Origin of the sequence: Pedobacter sp. SYSU D00535, assembly GCF_017355855.1 — a bacterium.
Lineage (GTDB): Bacteria > Bacteroidota > Bacteroidia > Sphingobacteriales > Sphingobacteriaceae > Desertivirga.
The window spans coordinates 187,514-207,939 of sequence record NZ_JAFEWD010000007.1; the positions used below are offsets into that span (position 1 = coordinate 187,514).

Here is a 20,426-nt window from a genome sequence, read left to right on the forward strand (position 1 = left end):
AAACATAACACTGCATGATAGTTAGCGCAGTGTTTTTATTAAGAGATTATATAAGTTTGCAAGGTTAGATAGCAGTTATTTATCCTAAACAGTCAATTCTACTCCATTAAATGAAGCAAAAAGTATTAAAGGTTCACCCGGATGATAACGTCTTAGTTGCTTTAACAGATCTGCAACAGGGGGAACTTGTGGCATTTAACGGGGAGCAATACGAGCTGAAGGAAAACATCCCGGCCAAGCATAAGTTCGCACAGGTTGATCTGCCGCAGGGCTCTGAGGTGATTATGTATGGGGTATTAGTTGGAAAAACACAAAGCGATGTTGCAAAAGGTGCATGGCTCTCTACGGCTAATTTGAAGCACGCTGCAAGCAGTTTCACTATTGGTGAGAGAAAAACCTCCTGGACTCCGCCTGATGTCAGCAAATTCGAGTCTAAAGTTTTTTATGGTTACCACCGGTCTGATGGAAGCGTTGGTACTGCCAATTATTGGTTAGTGATCCCGATGGTTTTTTGCGAAAACCGCAACCTGGAAGTTCTGGAAGATGCCCTGGTTGACCAACTGGGTTATCGGAAAGAAAAAGGCTACGCCAAGCAGGCAAAGCAACTTATTGATCTGTACAGGTCTGGAGCAGATGTTAATACGATTCTAAGTGCAGACCTTTCCATTGCTGAAATCCAGCAGGAGAGTAAGCGTTTATTCAAGAACGTCGACGGTGTTAAATTTCTAACGCACAGTGGGGGCTGCGGTGGAACTCAGCAGGATGCCATCGCTTTATGCGCTCTTCTTGCAGGTTACATCACGCATCCGAATGTTGCCGGCGCTACCGTTTTAAGCCTCGGCTGTCAGCATGCGCAAGTGCGTATTCTGGAAGAGGAGATCCGAAAACGCAGTCCTCATTTTGATAAGCCGCTTTATGTGCTGGAGCAACAGAAGATTGGGACCGAGCCTGAACTGATCTCGCTCGCAATAAAACAAACCTTTGCTGGCCTTATTCAGGCTGATCAATGCAAGCGTGAACCGGCTCCATTAAGTAAGCTTTGCATCGGACTGGAGTGTGGAGGATCTGACGGCTTCTCTGGAATCTCTGCTAACCCGGCAATTGGTTATACTTCTGATTTGTTAGTAGCGCTGGGCGGATCGGTAATCCTTGCCGAATTTCCTGAGTTGTGCGGAGTAGAACAAAATATCAGCGATCGATGTATTGATACTGCCACAGCCGAACGCTTTTCTTATCTTATGAAAGTGTATAGTGAGCAAGCGGAGGCAGTAGGTTCTGGATTTGATATGAATCCTTCTCCCGGAAACATTAAAGATGGGTTGATTACAGACGCAATAAAATCAGCTGGCGCGGCTAAAAAAGGCGGCACTTCTCCGGTTATGGATGTGCTTGGTTATCCCGATAAGGTGACTAAACCCGGTTTAAATCTGTTGTGCACTCCCGGAAACGACGTTGAATCTACTACAGCGGAAGTAGCGGCGGGAGCGACAGTGGTGCTGTTTACCACAGGTCTGGGAACGCCAACCGGTAACCCAATTGCTCCGGTAGTCAAGGTCGCAAGTAACACTACCCTGTATCAGCGGATGCATGATATCATCGATCTGAACACAGGAACGATTATCGAGGGTGAGGAAACGATTGAACAGGCTGGAGAGCGTATTCTTGATTACGTGATCAGGGTGGCAAGCGGCGAAGTGGAAGTGAACGCAGTTCGGTTAGAGCAGGATGATTTTATCCCCTGGAAACGTGGGGTTTCATTATAGGAAGATTTATAAACAGACAAATATTTAACGAGGGAAATGAAAAAGTTTTTAGACGAGAATTTCTTATTAAATACCAAAACGGCCCAGCAGCTTTATCACGAGTTTGCGAAGGACATGCCGATTATTGACTACCATAACCATTTGATTCCGGAGCAAATTGCAAAAGACATAACGTTTGAAAACTTAACGCAAGTGTGGCTTTACGGCGACCACTATAAATGGCGTGCAATGCGCACCAACGGTGTGGATGAGAGTTACATCACCGGCAACAAAAGTGATTTTGAAAAATTTGAAAAGTGGGCTGAGACGGTGCCTTACACCCTTCGCAACCCGCTTTACCACTGGACGCATCTGGAGCTTCAGCGCTATTTTGGGGTTACCGATATCCTTGACGGTAAGTCGGCAAGAAAGATCTATGATGAATGTACTTCAAAGCTTCAAACAAAGGAGTATTCGGTTAGGAACTTACTGAAGATGCAGAAAGTTGAATTGGTAGGAACCACAGATGATCCGACTGATTCATTAGAATGGCATAAGGTTATTAATAACGATAACTTTGGTATTACAGCTCGTCCAACTTTCCGTCCTGATAAAGCGATGGCAGCGGAGGATGTAGCAGGTTTAAATGCGTACATTGATAAATTAGAATCTGTAACTAATCTTAGCATTTCTGATTTTGATACGTACCTGTCGGCATTAAAGCAACGCCATGATTTCTTCCATGAAAACGGAGCGAGAATCTCTGACCATGGATTGGAGCAGATATATGCAGAAGATTATACGGATGCAGAAATCAAAGCGATCTTCGGAAAGATCCGTGCTAATCAGGCTTTAACTCAAGAAGAAGTATTGAAATTCAAATCAGCAATGTTAATTTACTTTGCTGTTTGGGATCATGAAAAAGGATGGGTGCAGCAGTTTCACCTTGGGGCTTTGCGCAACAACAATACTCGGATGCTTACTATCCTGGGTCCTGATACAGGTTGGGATTCTATAGGTGACTTTAGCCAGGCTCGTCAGATCTCTAAGTTCCTGAATAAGCTGGATACAGAAGATAAATTGGCGAAGACAATCCTTTACAACCTGAACCCGGCAGATAATGAGTTGATGGCTACCATGGTCGGTAACTTCAATGATGGTTCAGTTGCTGGCAAAGTTCAGTTTGGTTCAGGATGGTGGTTCCTTGATCAAAAAGACGGCATGATCAAACAAATGAATGCCCTTTCGAACATGGGACTTTTAAGTCGCTTTATTGGTATGCTTACCGATTCAAGAAGCTTCTTGTCTTATCCTCGTCACGAGTACTTCAGACGGATCCTTTGTAATCTGTTTGGAGACGATATCGAGAACGGAGAAATTCCTAACGATATCGAGTGGGTAGGAAAAGTGGTGAAGGATATTTGTTACTATAACGCTAAAAATTATATCGGACAGTGATAAGTAAAGTTTTGTGCTTCGGAGAGCTGCTTCTGCGTGTTTCTCCTGCACCCATTGAGGTATCCGAGAAAAATCCGTTCCTGCTATACATGGGAGGGGCGGAGGCTAATACGGCTACCGCTTTGGCAGGATGGAACGTTCCTGTAAAGTATTGCAGCGTTCTACCTGATAACTTCATGTCTGAATATATCATTGATTACCTGGAGTATAGAGGAATTTACACGTCTTCTATACTTCTTTCAGGAGACCGTGTCGGCGTGTATTACCTCGATCGTGGCGCAGACTTGAAAAGCAGTGTGATCTACGACCGCGACCGTTCTTCTTTTTCAGAATTAAAAAGAGGGATGATCGATTGGGATAAGGTCTTTCGCGATGTTTCCTGGTTTAACCTTACGGCGATAAGTCCTGCGTTAAATGCCAATGTAGCCGACGTTTGCCTGGAAGCTCTGGAAGCAGCAAGCAGGAAAAATATTACTACTTCCATCGATTTGAACTACCGCTCCCGTTTGTGGAAGTACGGAAAAGAACCGATAGAAGTGATGCCGTCTTTGGTGCAGCATTGCGATTTGGTAATGGGAAATATCTGGTCGGCGAACAGTCTTTTAGGTACTTCTGTTGATGAAAAGATTCACGAGACGGGAACCAGGGAGGCTTATCTGGAGCATGCTAGAGCGACATCGCTGGAGATCGTGGACAAGTTCCCTAGGTGCAAGTCGGTGGCCAATACCTTCAGGTTTGATAGTGATAGTCAGAATTTGTTGTATTATACCAGCTTATTCACCGGCGGAGAACAGTACAATTCGAAAGAGTTCAGAACTACCGGAGTGATTGATCGCTCGGGTAGTGGTGATTGCTTTATGGCAGGCTTGATCTACGGATTTTATAACAAGCATAATCCACAGGATGTAGTTGATTATGCTACAGCGGCTGCTTTTGGGAAGCTACAGGAGCAGGGCGACGCCACCGATCAGGATGTGTTTACCGTTACAAAGTTGCGGTCGGATAATGTGTAGGGGGATGCAGTACCGGTGATTAGTGCTTGCGTGAGGGATTGAAGCGGAAAGCCCACAGCCGGGAGGAACGATCCGGCGAGGACTTGCAGCGAAAAGCCCGACCCGACCTAAGGAGGGGCACGCCCAAATAAAAATATTGAGTATTAACTTTTTACATAAAATACGATGCTATTAAATAAAACAACCTACACAGGATACAAAAACCGTCCTGAAAAAATCCTTCAGTTTGGCGAAGGAAACTTCCTCCGTGCATTTGTAGACTGGTTTTTCCAGGAGCTGAATAAAAGCGGAAAGTTTGACGGATCGGTAGTGGCTGTACAGCCAATTGCAAACGGTATGGTGAACATGCTGAACGATCAGGATGGTCTTTATACCCTTTACCTGCGCGGATTGAAGGATGGAAAGGCGGAAAGTACGCATGAAACGATGGACGTAATCAGCCGTGGTATCAACCCATACACTGATTTTGCTGCCTATTTGGAGACAGCTGAAAATCCGGAGATGCGTTACGTAATTTCGAATACTACCGAAGCTGGTATTGCGTATGATGAGAACGATGAACCGACTATGACTCCTCCGAACTCATATCCTGCGAAACTTGCAGTTTGGTTGAATCACCGGTACAAAACTTTCAGTGGAGATGCGGCAAAGGGAGTTCATATTATCCCTTGTGAGCTGATTGATAAAAATGCAGATAACCTGAAAAGGATTTTGCTTCAACTGGCAGAGAAATGGCAGTTGGAGGAAGGCTTTGTAAACTGGTTGAATACGGCTTGTACCTTCAGTAATACGCTGGTTGACCGTATCGTTCCTGGTTATCCACGTGAGCGTATCGCTGAAATTACTGAAGAGCTGGGCTATGAGGATAAACAAGTAGTTGAGGCAGAGCCTTTCCACCTGTGGGTAATTGAGGCCTCTGAGTCGTTACAACAGGAGCTACCTTTCCCTTCTCTGGGCTTGGACGTGAAATACGTTCCGGATATGAGCCCTTACCGTACGCGGAAGGTTAGAATTCTGAACGGTGCTCACACTACACTGGTTCCGGTCGCTTATTTGTATGGATTGGATACAGTGAGAGAATCGGTAGAGCATCCGGTGGTTGGTAAGTTCATCAAAGACGCCATCTTCGAAGAGATCATCCCGACTTTAGACTTACCAAAAGAGGAGCTGGAGCAGTTTGCGAACGATGTGATCGAGCGGTTCCGTAACCCTTATATTAAGCACTTGCTGATGAGCATTTCTCTGAACTCATGGTCTAAGTTCGAAACCCGCGTATTGCCTTCGATTACTGAGTACATCAAGAGAAAAGGCAGCGTTCCACAAAAATTAAGCTTCTCATTAGCTGCGACTATTGCTTTCTACAGAGGTAAACGTGGCGAGGAAGCTATTGCTTTAAATGACGATGCTCCATTGTTAGAGCTTTTGAAAACAGCCTGGGCACAATACGACGGTACAGATGAGTCGCTGGAATCAGTTGTATCTACCGTTCTGTCGTTTGAGAAAAATTGGAAGATGGACCTTACTAAAGTAGAAGGTTTGTCTGCTGCAGTAACAAAGCATCTTGCAAGCATTGTAAACAATGGAATGCAGAAAGCAATCGAAACTGTTTAATTATTAACACTATACAGACAGAAGACCTGTATCTTTTAGGTAAATTTGTACGTTAGAGGTACAGGTTTTCTGTTGAAGGAATTGAGATATACATGAAAGAGTTTATTAAAATACATTCGAAGGATAATGTAATTATTGCACTGAAAAGCTTCAGTGTAGGCGATGTGATTGAAGTTGAAGGGAAACGCATTATCGTTATTAGCGACGTTGAACGCGGACACAAGATTGCTACTGAGGATATTGCCAGCGGATCGGATATTATTAAGTATGGTTACCCTATCGGTCATGCTATTGCAGACATCAAGATGGGAGAGCACGTACACGTTCAGAACGTTAAGACTAATTTGAAAGATGTTTTTGATTACTCTTACGAACCTCAATTACTTAGCGAACTTCCTCACGCATTCGAAAACCGCACGTTCAATGGCTACCGCCGTGCGAACGGAGAAGTAGGTATCCGCAACGAGATTTGGATTGTTCCTACAGTAGGTTGTGTGAATGGTATCGCTGAACAAATCATCCGTGAGTTTAAAGCTGAAGAAAACCCAACTGATATCGAAGGAATCGAGGTGTTTAAGCACAGCTATGGTTGCTCTCAGTTGGGAGATGACCACGAGAACACTCGTCAGATTCTGGGAGATATTGCACTGCATCCAAATGCCGGAGGTGTTTTAATCCTTGGCCTAGGTTGCGAGAATAACAAAATTGACGAGTTTGAAGCCTCTTTAGGTAACTACGATAGAAGCCGTATCAAGTTCTTATCAAGTCAGAGTACCTCAGATGAGGTAGAAGATGCGAAAGCATTGCTAAAAGAGATTTACGAAGTAGTTCGTCAGGACAAACGTGAACCGATTCCTGTTGCCGAACTTAAAGTTGGTTTAAAGTGTGGTGGTTCTGATGGTTTGTCTGGTATTACCGCGAATCCGCTGTTAGGTTATTTCTCCGACTGGTTGATTAGCCAGGGAGGAACTACCATCCTGACTGAGGTTCCGGAGATGTTTGGAGCAGAGACTATCTTAATGAGCCGCTGTGTGAACGAAGAAGTTTTTGACAAGACGGTTCACCTGATCAACGACTTTAAACAGTACTTCATTGATCAGAAACAGCCTATTTACGAAAACCCTTCCCCGGGTAATAAAGCGGGTGGTATTACTACCCTTGAGGATAAGTCGCTGGGCTGTACCCAAAAAGGTGGTATTGCAAACGTAGTGGACGTTCTTAAGTATGGCGAGCGGGTGAAAACGAAAGGTTTAAACTTACTTTCAGCACCCGGTAACGACTTAGTTGCTACTACAGCTCTAGGCGCTTCTGGCTGTCATTTGGTATTGTTTACTACAGGGCGTGGTACTCCATTCGGAAGCTTTATCCCAACCCTGAAAATATCAACGAACAATGAGTTGGCTACTAAGAAGCCTCACTGGATCGACTATAATGCTGGACCTCTTGCTGAGGATAAGACTTTTGACGAAGCGTTGAAAGAGTTTGCCAATAAGATTATCAGCATTGCCAATGGTGAGAAAGCACATCACGAGAAGAACGGCTTCCGCGAGATTGCTATCTTCAAAACTGGCGTAACCCTGTAATTTTTTTAAGTTCATAATAATGGAGGAGTATCAGCAATGATGCTCCTTTTTTGTTTTTTGGCTTGCTGGTTTTTCTCCCAGAAAGTGTATTTTTAAGAAATTATCCAGAATGAAATCACTCCTTTTCCTGAACCTTGGAACTCCAGAGCTCGTGTTGATCCTTTTCCTGGGAGTTCTACCTTTAACGCTCATGGTGATAGCCTTCGTAGATATTGTGCGTTCGAGCTTTAAGGACTCGGCAACGAAGGTTGTTTGGGCCTTGATTGTATTGCTAATGCCCGTGCTGGGAGCGCTGCTGTATTTTGTGATTGGACGGACAGGGAAAATACAACGAGCCTAGGTTCGTAGATTGTCTGCAATTCGTGCTTTTATTTCAAATCCTTATCACTATATATGAAAAGTCTTACCTTTCTTTCTATTTCAACGACTGTTCTTATTTGTGTTAGTATGTCTTTTGCGGCTTTTTGTCAGTCCACGGAAGTTAACGCAGAAAAGGACCGGTACATTCAGTTTGAGACCGGCTTCTTGGCCGACAGTTACAATTCGATTGGTGTACGTACCTTTTTTGAGTATCAAAAAAATAGCTCCGCTAAGCGGCGGTTCGGCATCTCCTATGATCACTCACGTCATTTAGGCGCTTGGGGCTTACACCGCGAAGTTGATATTCCTACCAATCTCAGCATGCTCAGCTTCAATTACTATTTCGTTAAACCTCTGGTAAAGCAGCAACTACAGTTGGAGACTGGAATAGGTGCTGGTGCCGTACATGCCTATTGGGATAATCACAACAACTACTTTGGGGCTGCCTTAAATGTTAGTATTTCTCTGGATGTACGAATGGGTGATAGGCTGTACTTGCGATTTTCGCCACTTTTAGTCACCAACAGGGCGTATTTTGGGTTGGTTAATAATGAGGAGAAGAAGTCCGTGAACGTTTTTACAGGATTGCCCTTAGGATTGAAGTTCAAACTGTAGGAATCGTGAAAATATTTTTCGTTTAACTTCAAACGATTGTTATTTTTACTCTAATAACCTTACTGAAACCTTTAAGCAATATGAACAAACGGCAGCAAAACCACCTAAAGATGTTCCGGGCTATCGCTAGTGTATTCAATAGTTCGGAGTCAAGTTGGAGACATCTGGAACCTGTACAAGAATCTTACACTGAATTTAAAACAGCTTTACAGATTTTAGAGCGAAATGCGCAGCATGAACAGAGCAGTACTCAAACGCCACTTGCGCCAGTTTATCTTCAAAGTGTTTTCGGGCTGTGTAGAGAGAGTGTTGAAATATTGGATGATTTAGTAAAGGGCCTGGTAGACGACCTTCAGTTTAAAGAAGACTATAAGCGGGTAAGAAGAAGACAAGAGAGGGGGACGCTAAAAGGAGAACTACAATAGTCAGACCCTACCCTGTTCGATAATGCAAATGCAAGACCTATAGAAATAGTGCTCTATAGGTCTGTTAACACTATTTCTTAATTTTTACTACCAATTTCTTGATCATTCCCTCACCTATTTGTGGCGCGTGAACGTCTTCAGGGAAGTAGACTGCAAATTCGCCGAATTGAAGGTCGAAGTACATACCTGGTTTGTCATTCCAGAAAATAACATCTTTTTCAGCGTTATATTCTGCAACAGGGCTTGTTACATTTTTGCGGGATGACCAGCCCATTGTTTCTCTTGGGGACAAAGCTACTTGAATATCCATCCATTCGTTATGGCACTCGAACTTCGCAGCTTCAGCGGTGTATCCTTCTTTCTCTGAAACAGCAGCTTTGAGACCTTCTGCTATTTCGTATTTCCCAACTTCTATCGTCGACAAGTCCTGGCTTTTTAACCACTCAAAGGCTTGCTTGAACAGCGGGTGAACGCCGTAGTATTTCTCAGCATTCTCTAAGGAATCAATAATCATTATTTTAAGTTTAAGAGGTTTATAATGAAAAAATCCGTTCCGGGATTATTCCCGGAACGGATTCCTGTTTATATTTTTCCGAATTCGGACATCCGAGGTTCGGTTAATTAGCGTTGTACACGACCTGAAGCATCACCTTTCATCAAAGTTTCAACTTCGGCTTTAGTTGCATGATTTAAGTCACCTGGGATGGTGTGTTTCAATGCAGAAGCAGCAACACCAAATTCAGCAGCATCACCCATTGACATGTTGGTTGCTAATCCATAGATGAAACCAGAAGCGAATGAGTCACCAGAACCTACACGATCAACGATACGAACTTCGTACTGCTTAGTGTGGTAGAACTCATTTCCATCGTATACCAATGCAGACCATCCGTTATCAGATGCACTGTGGCTCTCGCGCAATGTAGAAGCGATGTATTTGAATCCAAATTTCTCTTTCATTTGTTTGAATACTGATTTGTATCCATCAAGGTTCAATTCGCCTTTAGTGATATCAGTACCTTCACTCTTGAAACCTAAAGTAGTTTCAGCGTCTTCTTCGTTACCGATACACACGTCAACATACTGGCAAAGTTCTGTCATTACCTGACGCGCTTTTTCTTTGCTCCAAAGCTTTTTGCGGTAGTTCAAGTCGATACTAGTAGTAATGCCTTTTGCTTTAGCAGCTTTTAACGCTTCTAATGTAAGAGCAGCAGCCTTGTCGCTAAGAGCAGGAGTGATACCAGTTGTATGGAACCAATCAGCACCCTCGAAAATAGCATCCCAGTTAAATTCAGAAGCATCAACTTCAGCGATAGCAGCATCAGCACGGTCATAAATAACCTGAGAAGCTCTTGCAGACGCACCAGTTTCAAGGAAGTATATACCTAATCTTTTTCCGCCTCTTGCCACATACTGAGTATCTACTCCATAGCGACGAAGGTGGTTGATAGCTGATTGTCCAATTGCATTATCAGGAACTTTAGAAACGAATACACCCTGTAAACCATAATTGGTTACAGCGGCAGCTACGTTTGCTTCTCCACCACCGTAAGTTACATCAAAACTATCGGCCTGTACAAAACGCTCGAATCCTGGAGTTGATAATCTCAACATGATTTCTCCAAGGGTTACTACTTTTTTAGACATTGTTTATAGACTTATTTAATTTTAAAAGAGGTTTAATTAAAAATTCTATTATAAGAACTGGGCAAAAGTACATTAAAGTTAGAGAGATAGTGTATCTCAAATAAAAAAAATACCGGGAACGTTTGCGTAAATTTTTTAATACTTCTAAGGTGATTGTGATTACGTTTAAGGGGAAAGCGCGGTGATTTTATCATAAAATTTCTACATTAGTCCCAAATTGTAAATCATCTAAAATTTTCATTAAAAATAGTATGAGCAAAAAAGCAGAAGTTTTAAAAGTTATTACTGAACAGGGAATACTTCCATTGTACTTCAATAAAGATGCCCAAACAAGTGTGGATTTGTTAAAGGCTCTGTACAAAGCTGGTATCAGAAGTGTAGAATATACGAATCGTGGGGAGGCTGCTCTGGCAAACTTTGCTAAAATGCGTGAAGTGATCGATGCAGAAATGCCAGGTATGTATCTTGGTGTTGGTACAATCAAAGACGCTGCTTCTGCTGAAGCTTTTGTTAACGCTGGTGCAGATTATATTATCAGTCCCGGACTGGTAGAGGATGTTGCAGAATGGGCTGAAGCAAGAGAAATCCTTTGGGTTCCTGGCTGTATGACTCCTTCAGAGATTATTAAAGCTGAGAAGCTGGGAGCAAAATTCGTTAAACTTTTCCCTGGAAACATTTTAGGTCCAAGCTTCCTGTCAGGAATCAAGGCGCTGTTCCCGAACCTTCTTTTCATGCCTACTGGCGGTGTAGATACAACTAAAGAAAATATTTCAGGCTGGTTCAAGGCTGGTGTTTGCGCCGTTGGAATGGGAAGCAACCTGGTTACTAAAGACATAATGGAAAACAAGCAGTATGATTTACTAACAGAGAATACTGTAAAAGTTATGGAAGTAATCAAATCCTGTAAATAACAGGATTATAAACCTATAATTAATCGAAATGGAAACAAACAAACCAAGCAATTACAGGTGGACCATCTGCGGTCTATTGTTTTTTGCTACTACTATTAATTACCTGGACAGACAGGTGCTTTCACTGACGTGGAAGGACTACCTCGTTCCCGAGTTCCACTGGACAGACAGTGACTATGGAACGATTACCGCGCTGTTTTCGATTTTCTATGCAGGATCGATGCTGATTGCCGGTAGGTTCGTAGACTGGCTGGACACGAAGAAAGGGTTCTTGTGGGCGATAGGTGTCTGGTCTCTGGGTGCCTGTATGCATGCTTATTGCGGTATTGCTACATCCGGAATTCTTACGGGAAACTGGCTTGTAGGCTTTGAAGGCGCAAAAGAATCACTGGAAACAGTCGATAACGTGGGTATGGTTCTTTCCACAAGTGTTACACTCTTTATAATTGCCCGTTTTGTTCTTGCACTTGGGGAGGCTGGAAACTTCCCGGCTGCTATTAAAGCAACTGCAGAGTACTTTCCAAAGAAAGACCGTGCTTTGGCAACCAGTATCTTTAATGCTGGTGCAACAGTAGGAGCGCTTGCAGCACCCGTTACCATTCCATTCATTGCAGCTGCGTATGGTTGGGAGATGGCTTTTATTATCATCGGGGCCCTTGGTTTTGTGTGGATGGGATTCTGGATCTTTGTTTATAACAAGCCAGAAGTACATCCGAAAGTTAACAAGGCAGAGCTGGCTTACATTCAGCAGGACGTCGCTGTACACGGACAAATCTCTGAGCCTGTAACTGCTGCAACACCTGGTAGAAAATTATCCTTTGCCGATTGCTTGAAGTACAAACAAACCTGGGCTTTCGCTTTTGGTAAGTTTATGACCGATGGCGTGTGGTGGTTCTTCCTGTTCTGGACGCCTGCCTACCTTGCAGATATTTACGACATGGACTCTACAGAAAGTGCTTTGCCTCTATTTGTGTTGTACATGATCACCCTGCTGTCGATTATTGGAGGTTGGCTGCCAACATATTTCGTAGATAAGAAGAACATGAATCCGTATGCCGGCCGGATGCGGGCGATGTTGATTTTCGCATTTTTTCCTTTGCTTGCGCTATTGGCTCAGCCTTTGGGGCAAACAACCTTCTGGCTGCCAGTACTTATCATCGGTATTGCTGGTGCAGCTCACCAATCATGGTCAGCTAATATTTTCTCCACGGTAGGTGATATGTTTCCTAAGCAAGCCATCGCAACCGTAACCGGTATTGGCGGTATGGCAGGTGGTGTAGGATCGTTCCTTATCAATAAAGGTTCTGGCGTGCTGTTCACCCATGCTGATGTTACACAAATGCAGTTTATGGGTTTCCAGGGTAAAGAAGCAGGTTACTTTATCGTTTTCTCCATCTGTGCTGTCGCCTATTTGATTGCATGGTTTGTGATGAAATCACTGGTTCCGAAATATGAACCGATCGAGCTCTAATTGCAAGATTAAGATTTGAAAAAAGGGACGGGTAACCGTCCCTTTTTTCATTAGAACCGGGCTTAATAATTGACGCTCACATGATCGAAACAACTTTTGCCTTTGGCTCAAAAGTGTAAGTTTGTGAAGTATTAATGTCACAAAGATGTTATGGAGCACTTTGTTGACGCATTACCTAACACTAAATTTTTTGAATTGGAAACAATGCTAGACCTGCAATCGATTTTCGTAGAAGAAAGTCAGATTCCCACAGAATTTCTCCTTGAGGAAGTTCACCAGAAAGAGTATCTAAGCAATGGTGAAATGAAAAAGTGGGATGGTGAGACCCATCCTGTTTACTCGCCGGTATGTGTAAAAACTGCTGATGGATATAAACGGAAGCTAATAGGAACCTATCCTATCTGTACCCAAGCGGAGGCTATGGAAGCTTTAGATGCTGCGGTTACTGCCTATGACAACGGTCGGGGTAAATGGCCTACGATGAGTGTGCAAGATAGGATTAGCTGTGTGGAGGCCTTCACTAAAAAGATGCTTGAGCAAAAAGACATCGTGGTGAAGCTGATCATGTGGGAAATTGGTAAGTCGTATGCCGATTCAGTAAAAGAGTTTGACAGGACTGTAGAATATATTTACGCAACAATTGACGCGTTAAAAGATGTAGACCGGCAGTCGTCGCGCTTCGAGATAGAGCAAGGTATCGTAGCTCAAATCCGCCGTTCGCCCCTGGGAGTAGTGCTTTGTATGGGACCTTTCAATTACCCCTTGAATGAAACCTTCACTACCCTGATTCCTGCGCTAATAATGGGCAATACTCTGTTATTTAAACCGCCTAAGCATGGCACTTTATTGCACTATCCTTTATTGAGCGCATTTAGAGAATGCTTTCCTGCCGGTGTAGTGAATACGATTTATGGCCGGGGACATAATATAGTTCCGGCATTGATGCAGTCTGGTAAGATCAATGTACTCACTCTGATTGGCTCAAGTAAGGTAGCCGATCAGCTTAAAAAGCTACATCCGAAAGTAAACCGGCTTAGGGCAATTTTAGGTCTTGACGCTAAAAATGCTGCTATTATATCAGACAAGGCTGATTTAAAATTAGCGGTAAGCGAGACTGTACTTGGCTCGCTTTCCTTTAACGGTCAGCGTTGTACCGCCTTGAAAATTATCTTCGTTCACAGGAACGTCGTTGATCAATTCCTGCAGCTCCTTTCTGAGGAAGTAGCGAAGTTAAAATACGGGATGCCCTGGGAGAAAGGAGTTGCATTAACCCCCCTGCCTGAGCCTCACAAGCCAGCCTACCTAAAAGAGGTGATCGATGATGCTATTGCTCACGGAGCAAAAGTTGTAAACGAAAACGGGGGGCAATCTTTCGAGTCATTTGTTTATCCTGCCGTGCTTTATCCGGTAAATGAAAAGATGAAGATCTATAGGGAGGAGCAGTTTGGGCCTGTAATTCCGGTAGTTCCTTTCTCAGACTTGGAAGAGCCTATTGAGTATTTGATTGAGTCGACCCATGGACAACAGGTAAGCATTTTCAGCAATGACCCGGATGAACTCGCGTCGTTGATCGATCCCCTGGTTAACCAGGTGAGTCGGGTAAACATAAACTGCCAATGTCAGCGTGGTCCCGATACTTTTCCTTTTACGGGAAGAAAAGACAGCGCAGAAGGAACGCTTTCTGTAGTGGATGCTTTACGTTCCTTTTCCATCAGGTCGCTTGTGGCTACAAAGCTTAATGAGAATAACAAGAACTTGCTTAACGAGATTGTTGCTAACCAAGATTCCAACTTCCTGAGTACTAAATTTATCTTTTAAATACTTCAAGTTTTTTTAAAACCAGAAGCCTCCGTATGGGGGCTTTTTTTGTATCTGCTATGTGATCGCCCTAAACATACCAAACCAAAGCGCAAAGCTTTATAAGCCTCCTCGCTTTGATTCTGTAATAATCTAGTGACAAGGCAATATTTGTTGCTGTTAGTAGGACGGTGCAGGTTGCTGATTTAAAAGCGAAAAGCTAGGTTCGTAATTACCAATTATACCTATTGCCCGCAAGGCACCTGAAATCCTTGATTAACCAAATCTAGACATATGAAAGTTTCTACGTCCATCTTTAAACCAAAACTGTGGCTCTGCCTTGTCGCCTTACTAGGTTTGTCTCTAGAAAAAACCAGCAGTCAAACCTTGGCATTTCCAGGAGCACAAGGCTTCGGTCGCTATGCAAAAGGCGCCCGGGGGGCAACAACGAGGGAAGTCTATATTGTGACGAATTTGAATGATAGCGGTACAGGATCTTTCCGCGATGCGGTAAGCAAGCCGGGAAGATTTGTAGTTTTCGCTGTTGGCGGAATTGTAAATCTTTCTTCAGATGTTGTTGTTTCTCCAAACGTGACTATTGCAGGGCAAACAGCACCCGGCGACGGAATCGTCTTTTTCAATAAAAGAGTTACGTTCACTGGTGCTAATGATGTCATTTGTCGTTATCTCCGCATTCGGCTGGGCGCCACAAATAACTCCGGGAAGGACGCCTCTGGCCTCGCTAATGGTGCAAATATGATTTTTGACCATATGTCTTTTACCTGGGCGATGGATGAAGTATTCTCTATTAACTGGGATAGCAAAGGCACCTCTCCTGATAATATCACTATCCAGAATTCTATCATCGGGCAGGGGCTCCATCGGGAGAACCACTCTGCGGGTGGTCTGATTCAAACTCCTGATGGTGGTAAAGTAAGTTTATTGCAAAACTTATATATCAGTAACAAAACTCGTAACCCTAAGGTGAAAGGAGTTAACGAGTTTGTGAACAACGTCGTTTACAACTGGGGTAACGGTAACCGATTAGGCGATAACCTCAATTATGGATGGCAGGGCGACGCCTATATTATGGGAGGCTCTTCAGGGGTTTCAGAGGTAAATGTCATAAACAACTATTTTGTTGGCGGACCACTTACGCCTCCAAATAAAACCACACCTTTCTCACGTGGAACGGGAACTTTCAACATCCACGGCTCGGGTAATTTCTATGATAATAATAAAAATGGAGTACTGGACGGTGCGGAGGTTCCTTTTGACTCTATAGGATATCCGGGCATTTCAGGCAGCGCCTTCAAAAATCAACCTTTTGCATATCCAGCTGCAAATCCGGGTATGTCAGCTGCTCAGGCCTATCAATACGTAATTAACCACGTCGGCGCAAATTACCCCCGGCGGGATCAGGTGGATGCCTTTTTAGTGGATGAAGTAGAATCGAGGGGGACAAAAGGACATTATGTATATCGGGAAACTGATTTACCACTCTCTAATGGAGGTTTAGGCGATGTTTTTGGAGGCCCGGCACCGCTGGATACAGATAAAGACGGAATGCCGGATGCATGGGAAGACGCCAATGGCTTAAATAAGAATGATAAAGCCGACGCTACTGCTTTCAGTGCTGTTAGTCCTGACTATCTCAATATAGAAGTCTATATTAATTCTTTGATTGATACTCCGCCTCCTGCATTTATCAAGCCTCCATCAAATGTCACCTTAGCTGCAAGCTCTCGAGAGTTGCCTTCACCTGCAAGCAAGGTGGTTATAAGCTGGAAGGATAATTCAGCAGACGAGGAGTATTTTATTCTAGAAAGATCCGCCGACGGAACAACTTATACAGATATCGCTCATCCTGCAGCCAATGCAACTTCGTACACAGATAGCGTTAGCCTGCAACCGAACAGGATGTATTACTATCGATTAAAGTCTATAAATGGGACTAATTCTTCCGCTTATAGTGCTGCGGTTTCAATAACAACTCCTCCCATACCAACAGCTCCGGCGCCGGCTTCGAAACCGACTCCTGCAAATGGCGAGCAATACGCCACCCCAACTGCAGGGAAGGTAACTTTGAGATGGTCTGGAAGTACAAACACTATCACCTACACTGTTTATGCAGGTACTGACACTGCTAACATGGTGAAGCAGGCGGATGTGGCATACACTGCTAGTCCTTCTTTCCAGCTCGCGGTCAATGATAGTACCCGGTATTTTTGGAGAGTGGACGCTTTGAACAATAAGGGAATTGCAACCGGGCCTGTTTGGACATTCAGGACTTCTCCGGTTATTCCAGTCGGTTTGGTAGGACATTGGGCTTTCGACGAGTCTATCGAAAATGAAACGGCCGTTATTGACTCAAGCCTTTATGAAAATCACGGTATTCTTGGCTTAGATGCCGACGATGAGGGTATCCGGATTAAAGGTAAGCTGAAGAATGGCCTTGATTTCGCCACTGCAAGTACGGATATGTATGTGGTGAAAATCCCTAACGAGGATCAGCTTCACCTGGATAAAAACTCATTCTCTTTATCGTTCTGGATGAAAGCAAATCCTTCTTTACTGCCGCCAGATAACAATTCCAGTTCGTACCTGCTGTGCAAAGGATCCATTACGCGAAACGCTAACACTGGAGCTACCGGGAAGCGCTTTGATATCGAATTTAAAAATAAGCAGATCCGCTTTGCCCTCGACGACGATAACGATGCCAATGGTGGAGGTAAAGACGAACTACAAGCGAACGGTGCTCCCTTTTTTACAGGGAACTGGGTGCACGTAGTGGCAATTCGGGATGTAGAAGCGAAAAGACTAAGGATTTATATGAATGGTGCTTTATATGCCACCAGTAATATAACAAGATCAAATGCGGGTATTGGAGAGGCAAGTGCCTTAATTCTTGGGAACATTGGTGAGCTTGAATTCCTCGCAACAACCAACAAGCCTGCTCCCTATAAGGGTATGCTCGATGAGATAAGAATTTATAACAAAGTGCTGTCTGCTGCAGAGATCACGGCACTGGCCTCAGTGAAAAATACGCAAACGATCAACTTCGCTTCTTTACCGGCCAAGCAGGTCGATGATGCTGACTTCGCTCCTGGTGCTACAGCGAGTTCCGGTCTTCCGGTAACTTACACTAGCTCGGATACAACTGTGGCCACCATCGCCGGGGATAAGATCCGGATTATTGCTGCTGGCACCTCGGTTATCACAGCCTCTCAAGCAGGTGACGGTTCTTACCATGCTGCTAAGCCGGTAAGCCAGACCTTGATCGTAGAGAAGAAGAATCAGACGATCACCTTTAGCAGTATTGGTGAAAAAACTTTAGGAGAGCCGGATTTCCAAATTTCAGCAACAGCAAGCTCTGGGCTTCCTGTAGTGTTTCATAGTTCTGATTCAACCGTAGCGACTGTGACCAATGGTCTGGTTCAGTTGCTGAAAAAGGGTGTTACTACAATTACAGCTAGCCAACCGGGGAATGATGTATACGGTGCTGCTCCTTCTGTTAGTCATATTCTTGTTGTAGTTGCTGATACCATTCCACCTTCGGTTCCAACAAATCTGGCTGGAATAGCAACAGATTCTACAGTTACTTTAACCTGGAGTGCATCTAACGATAATATAAAAGTCCTGGGTTACAAAATATTGCAAGACGGCACAGAAGCGTATGTTTTACCAGAATCCAGCAACTCCCTGAAAATTGCTGGTCTGAGTGCTTCTCAGAGGTACGAATTCAGGGTAAGTGCTTTTGATAAGGCAGGAAATGTATCGGAAGCAGCTATTTTATCAATTACCACCCCCGATACCCAGGCACCTACTGCTCCTTCGATGCTGACGGAAAATAAGACAAATAAGCACAAAGTGGAGTTGAACTGGATTGCGGCAACGGATAATGTAGGAGTATCCAGTTACATTGTTTATCGGAACGGCGAGCAACTCAGTTCCTCTCCCGTAACAGGAACGAGCTACTTAGCTGAAAGACCTATTGGCAGGAATGTTTATGAGTTCACAATTAAGGCAATGGATGAAGCCGGCAACTTGTCGATTAGTAGCAATGCAGTTCAGGTAGGCAACGGAAAAGCAGGTGAAAAATGGATGACTGCAAGTTCAGCATCTGACTTTTTTGTTAATCGCGCCCTAGAGGATGTAATGATCTATCCAAACCCCTCAGCCGGTAACTTCAAGGTTCAGCTTGGAAGTTCCGAAAATGGAAATGTTAATATTTCGGTTTTCAATGCCAGCGGAGTTTTGGTGAAGTCTGTAAGTGATAAAAAAGAGGGGGCATTTGTTAAAGATTTGCAGATGCAAGGACTTCCTGCAGGGGTGTATTACGTAAGGGTGAACCTGAATTCTTTTAGCAGTTCGAAAACTATCATTATTCAGTAGATTTATTGAATCGAAAAGAGGCGCTTCAAAAGCGCCTCTTCTTTTTAAGTATTATATAGACCTAGCGATACCTAGCTCCAACCCTCGTAGCTCGGCGAGTCCCCGCAATCTTCCAATGGCGGAGTAGCCAGGATAAGTTGTTTTTTGAAGGTCGTCCAGCATTTGATGTCCGTGATCCGGCCGCATCGGGATTCCTTGATTTTTTCTTCGCATCAATAAAACAACTTCTTTTACTACCTGGTACATATCCGCATTCCCCTCCAGATGGTTTGCCTCAAAGAAGTTCCCTTCCTCATCACGCTGTGTGCTTCTTAAGTGAAGGAAATGGATGTGGTCGCCTAATCTGCGGACCATTCCTGGTAAATCGTTATCAGGTCGCGCTCCATAGGAACCTGTGCAAAAACAAAGTCCATTAGCTGGAGAGGGAGCCGCTTCCAAAAGTTCCTTTGCGTCCTGCTCGGTGCTTACAATCCTGGGCAAGCCTAGAATAGGGTAGGGAGGGTCGTCCGGATGTATAGCCAGTTTTATTCCCTCTTCTTCAGCAACCGGCACTATTTGTTGCAAGAAATAGAACAGGTGGTTTTTTAGTTTCCCACGATCTATGTCTTCATAGGTCTTTAAGGCTGCGTGCACTTCCTGCTCGGTGAAACGTTCATCGCTTCCCGGCAAGCCTTGCAGGCAGGTTTGGTAAAGGCTCTCTTTATCTTCGGCTGACATGGCTTCAAAGCGCTGTTTTGCCTTTGCCACTTCTTCTTTTGTATAGTCCTTTTCCGCGTTGGGCCGCTGAAGAAGGAACAGGTCAAAAGCAATAAATGCCGCTTTCTCAAATCGGAGTGCTTTACTACCATCGGGCATAGTATAAGAAAGATCAGTGCGCATCCAATCGAGGATTGGCATAAAATTGTACGTGACTACCTTCAGTCCGCACTTCGCTACGTTCCTCAAACTAATTTTGTAGTTTTCAATGAATTTTTTATAGTCCCCTTTTTGCTTTTTGATATCTTCATGCACAGGAAGACTCTCTATAACTGTCCAGCTCAGTCCCGCAGCTTCGATAATTTCCTTGCGCTTTTGTATTTCTTCAACAGGCCATACTTCGCCTACCGGAATCTGGTGTAAGGCTGTTACCACCCCAGTACATCCAGCCTGTTTAATATCAGAAAGACTTACAGGGTCGTTTGGCCCGTACCATCTCATTGTTTCTTCCATTTTCATAAACTATTGTTATCGATTAAGTAATAGAGGTTCTTCGATGCCGCTACCTAGACACCTTCACATTGTACAAATATTACACGAAAGATCACAATCGATCGCATCATTTTTTTAGTGTATTTTATACACTAAACCGTAAAAATAAATTTTTCAGAAAAAAGTTATGCAATCGGTTGCAATTTTTTA

The 20,426-nt window shown here is 43.8% G+C and carries 15 protein-coding genes; 12 read left to right on the plus strand and 3 right to left on the minus strand.

The window, feature by feature from the left end; all coding sequences use genetic code 11:
* The first annotated feature begins 110 nt into the window (after positions 1–110).
* The 8 genes from J4N23_RS15285 (at position 111) to J4N23_RS15320 (ending at position 8,807) form a co-directional block, all read left to right on the plus strand.
* Positions 111–1,763 carry a UxaA family hydrolase gene (locus tag J4N23_RS15285; protein ID WP_207428532.1) on the plus strand — a complete coding sequence of 551 codons (1,653 nt, stop codon included), beginning with the start codon at positions 111–113 and terminating at the stop codon, positions 1,761–1,763.
* A 36-nt stretch (positions 1,764–1,799) separates the two neighbouring features.
* Entirely contained in the window at positions 1,800–3,200 is a 1,401-nt protein-coding gene (gene uxaC / locus J4N23_RS15290; RefSeq protein WP_207428533.1) for a glucuronate isomerase, read from the plus strand.
* Positions 3,197–4,213, plus strand: a complete 1,017-nt coding sequence (locus J4N23_RS15295; RefSeq protein WP_370527285.1) for a sugar kinase — start codon at positions 3,197–3,199, stop codon at positions 4,211–4,213. The genes uxaC and J4N23_RS15295 overlap by 4 nt, the downstream gene beginning before the upstream one ends.
* Before the next feature lie 165 nt (positions 4,214–4,378).
* Entirely contained in the window at positions 4,379–5,824 is a 1,446-nt protein-coding gene (locus tag J4N23_RS15300; RefSeq protein WP_207428535.1) for a tagaturonate reductase, read from the plus strand.
* Positions 5,825–5,916: 92 nt separating this feature from the next.
* Entirely contained in the window at positions 5,917–7,407 is a 1,491-nt protein-coding gene (locus J4N23_RS15305; protein WP_207428536.1) for a UxaA family hydrolase, read from the plus strand.
* Between the two features lie 109 nt (positions 7,408–7,516).
* Positions 7,517–7,747 (plus strand): PLD nuclease N-terminal domain-containing protein, encoded by a 231-nt coding sequence (locus J4N23_RS15310; RefSeq protein WP_207428537.1) that lies wholly within the window; start codon positions 7,517–7,519, stop codon positions 7,745–7,747.
* A gap of 53 nt (positions 7,748–7,800) precedes the next feature.
* Positions 7,801–8,382: a hypothetical protein gene (locus J4N23_RS15315; RefSeq protein WP_207428538.1), complete on the plus strand. Its 582-nt coding sequence runs from the start codon at positions 7,801–7,803 to the stop codon at positions 8,380–8,382.
* A gap of 80 nt (positions 8,383–8,462) precedes the next feature.
* Positions 8,463–8,807, plus strand: coding sequence for a hypothetical protein (locus J4N23_RS15320; RefSeq protein ID WP_207428539.1), 345 nt, complete (start codon positions 8,463–8,465; stop codon positions 8,805–8,807).
* Positions 8,808–8,877: 70 nt separating this feature from the next.
* On the opposite strand, the gene J4N23_RS15325 is transcribed toward J4N23_RS15320, so the two are convergent.
* Complete coding sequence (locus J4N23_RS15325; RefSeq protein WP_207428540.1) at positions 8,878–9,321, minus strand: YhcH/YjgK/YiaL family protein; 444 nt, start codon at positions 9,319–9,321, stop codon at positions 8,878–8,880.
* Positions 9,322–9,428: 107 nt separating this feature from the next.
* On the minus strand, positions 9,429–10,454 hold the full coding sequence (locus J4N23_RS15330; protein ID WP_207428541.1) for a sugar kinase: 1,026 nt from the start codon (positions 10,452–10,454) through the stop codon (positions 9,429–9,431).
* A 251-nt stretch (positions 10,455–10,705) separates the two neighbouring features.
* Here J4N23_RS15330 and J4N23_RS15335 point away from each other — a divergent pair, with 251 nt between their 5' ends.
* The 4 genes from J4N23_RS15335 to J4N23_RS15350 all read left to right on the plus strand — a co-directional run bounded on the left by J4N23_RS15335 (position 10,706) and on the right by J4N23_RS15350 (position 19,028).
* Positions 10,706–11,365, plus strand: a complete 660-nt coding sequence (locus tag J4N23_RS15335) for a bifunctional 4-hydroxy-2-oxoglutarate aldolase/2-dehydro-3-deoxy-phosphogluconate aldolase (RefSeq protein ID WP_207428542.1) — start codon at positions 10,706–10,708, stop codon at positions 11,363–11,365.
* A 28-nt stretch (positions 11,366–11,393) separates the two neighbouring features.
* Positions 11,394–12,836 carry an MFS transporter gene (locus tag J4N23_RS15340; RefSeq protein ID WP_207428543.1) on the plus strand — a complete coding sequence of 481 codons (1,443 nt, stop codon included), beginning with the start codon at positions 11,394–11,396 and terminating at the stop codon, positions 12,834–12,836.
* A 204-nt stretch (positions 12,837–13,040) separates the two neighbouring features.
* Positions 13,041–14,654: an NADP-dependent glyceraldehyde-3-phosphate dehydrogenase gene (locus J4N23_RS15345; RefSeq protein WP_207428545.1), complete on the plus strand. Its 1,614-nt coding sequence runs from the start codon at positions 13,041–13,043 to the stop codon at positions 14,652–14,654.
* Between the two features lie 273 nt (positions 14,655–14,927).
* Entirely contained in the window at positions 14,928–19,028 is a 4,101-nt protein-coding gene (locus tag J4N23_RS15350) for a LamG-like jellyroll fold domain-containing protein (RefSeq protein ID WP_207428546.1), read from the plus strand.
* A 51-nt stretch (positions 19,029–19,079) separates the two neighbouring features.
* Here the strand turns inward: J4N23_RS15350 and uxuA are convergent, their stop codons facing one another.
* The gene (gene uxuA, locus J4N23_RS15355; protein WP_370527286.1) at positions 19,080–20,237 is read right to left on the minus strand and encodes a mannonate dehydratase; all 1,158 of its coding nucleotides are present in this window, start codon (positions 20,235–20,237) and stop codon (positions 19,080–19,082) included.
* Positions 20,238–20,426: the final 189 nt, after the last annotated feature.